Raw genomic sequence first — 2,500 nt, forward strand, 5'->3', positions numbered from 1 at the left:
TAGGGGTCCTCACCGGATTACCAAACCTAACCAAACTCCGAATACCTGGGAGTACTAGTCGGCAGACACACGGCGGGTGCTAACGTCCGTCGTGAAAAGGGAAACAACCCTGACCTACAGCTAAGGTCCCCAAGTTATGGCTAAGTGGGAAAGGATGTGAGGATCCCAAAACAACCAGGATGTTGGCTTAGAAGCAGCCATCATTTAAAGAAAGCGTAACAGCTCACTGGTCTAAATAAGGGTCTTTGCGCCGAAAATGTAACGGGGCTAAAGCCATACACCGAAGCTTAGGGTTTGGTCCGCAAGGGCCAAGCGGTAGCGGAGCGTTCTGTAAGCTGATGAAGCCATACCCGTGAGGGGTGGTGGAGGTATCAGAAGTGCGAATGCTGACATGAGTAACGTAAGGGGAGTGAGAGACTCCCCCGCCGAAAGACCAAGGGTTCCTGCTTAAAGCTAATCTGAGCAGGGTTAGCCGGCCCCTAAGACGAGGCGGAAACGCGTAGTCGATGGGAACCACGTTAATATTCGTGGGCTTGGAGGTAGTGACGGATCATTGAGGTAGTCCAATCTTATCGGATTGAACGGGCTGCTGCGTGGTTCCAGGAAATAGCTCCTCCTTATAAACCGTACCCGAAACCGACACTGGTGGTCTGGTAGAGTATACCAAGGCGCTTGAGAGAACTATGCTGAAGGAACTCGGCAAATTGCACGCGTAACTTCGGAAGAAGCGTGACCCTTTTCTACGCAAGTAGAGGAGGGTGGCACAGACCAGGGGGTAGCGACTGTTTATCAAAAACACAGGGCTCTGCGAAGTCGCAAGACGACGTATAGGGTCTGACGCCTGCCCGGTGCTGGAAGGTTAAGAGGAGGGGTGCAAGCTCTGAATCGAAGCCCCAGCAAACGGCGGCCGTAACTATAACGGTCCTAAGGTAGCGAAATTCCTTGTCGGGTAAGTTCCGACCTGCACGAATGGCGTAACGACTTCCCCGCTGTCTCCAGCATAGACTCAGTGAAATTGAATTCCCCGTGAAGATGCGGGGTTCCTGCGGTTAGACGGAAAGACCCCGTGCACCTTTACTATAGCTTTACATTGGCATTCGTAGTGGCATGTGTAGGATAGGTGGTAGGCTTTGAAGCCTGGGCGCCAGCTCAGGTGGAGCCACCCTTGAAATACCACCCTTATTACTATGGATGTCTAACCGCGGCCCGTTATCCGGGTCCGGGACAATGTATGGTGGGTAGTTTGACTGGGGCGGTCGCCTCCTAAAGAGTAACGGAGGCGCGCGATGGTGGGCTCAGAACGGTCGGAAATCGTTCGCTGAGTGCAATGGCATAAGCCTGCCTGACTGCGAGACTGACAAGTCGAGCAGAGACGAAAGTCGGTCATAGTGATCCGGTGGTCCCGCGTGGAAGGGCCATCGCTCAACGGATAAAAAGGTACGCCGGGGATAACAGGCTGATGACCCCCAAGAGTCCATATCGACGGGGTTGTTTGGCACCTCGATGTCGACTCATCGCATCCTGGGGCTGGAGCAGGTCCCAAGGGTATGGCTGTTCGCCATTTAAAGCGGTACGTGAGTTGGGTTCAGAACGTCGTGAGACAGTTCGGTCCCTATCTGCCGTGGGTGTAGGAATATTGAAAGGATCTGTCCCTAGTACGAGAGGACCGGGATGGACGGATCTCTGGTGGACCTGTTGTGGCGCCAGCCGCATAGCAGGGTAGCTATATCCGGACGGGATAACCGCTGAAGGCATCTAAGCGGGAAACCCACCTTAAAACGAGTATTCCCTGAGAACCGTGGAAGACGACCACGTTGATAGGCCGGGTGTGGAAGAGCGGCAACGCTTGAAGCTTACCGGTACTAATAGTTCGATCGGCTTGATCGTTCTCATTCCTTATGCCCATCTGACAAAGTCAGATGGTCTGTTCTCACTCACGCTTGTTCCGCCCTGCGGGCGGCGCTACGTGGGTGCGGCGCATCAGCGCCGACGGTCGACCTTGCGAAGCTTCGCTTCGAAAGGCGCCAGACCAAGAACCGTAAAGGCACACAAAGACCAGCGAACAGCCCCGAGAGGCACCCGACAGCTCCGCTGCCGATGTCTCTTTGTGCCCTTCGCTCAAAAGCTTCTCGAACAACGTGCGTTTTGCCGACCTGGTGGTTATGGCGGAGCGGCTGCACCCGATCCCATTCCGAACTCGGCCGTGAAACGCTCCAGCGCTGATGGTACTTCGTCTCAAGACGCGGGAGAGTAGGTCGCTGCCAGGTCTGCCAAACGCACGTTGATCTCACATCCAAATCGGATGGAGAGAAATCTTCTCTTTATGAAATGGCCCGCCAAGGGATCACGGGCCGCGTAAGCGGCCCTTTCATTTGGTCAGCCATATACCTATTTGTAGGCCTCGGCTTACACAAAAATTGACGCGGGGTGGAGCAGCCCGGTAGCTCGTCAGGCTCATAACCTGAAGGTCACAGGTTCAAATCCTGTCCCCGCAACCAAA

1 tRNA gene and 2 rRNA genes (1 of these 3 only partly in view) are annotated in these 2,500 nt (G+C 54.7%); all 3 read left to right on the forward strand.

The window, feature by feature from the left end:
• Positions 1-1,887 (forward strand): 23S ribosomal RNA (locus tag MESCI_RS08110); it begins 936 nt to the left of the window's first position.
• A 265-nt stretch (positions 1,888-2,152) separates the two neighbouring features.
• Positions 2,153-2,267: ribosomal RNA gene (rrf, locus tag MESCI_RS08115) — 5S ribosomal RNA — on the forward strand.
• A 154-nt stretch (positions 2,268-2,421) separates the two neighbouring features.
• Positions 2,422-2,498 (forward strand) — tRNA-Met (locus tag MESCI_RS08120).
• Positions 2,499-2,500: the final 2 nt, after the last annotated feature.

Source organism: Mesorhizobium ciceri biovar biserrulae WSM1271, assembly GCF_000185905.1.
Lineage (GTDB): Bacteria > Pseudomonadota > Alphaproteobacteria > Rhizobiales > Rhizobiaceae > Mesorhizobium > Mesorhizobium ciceri.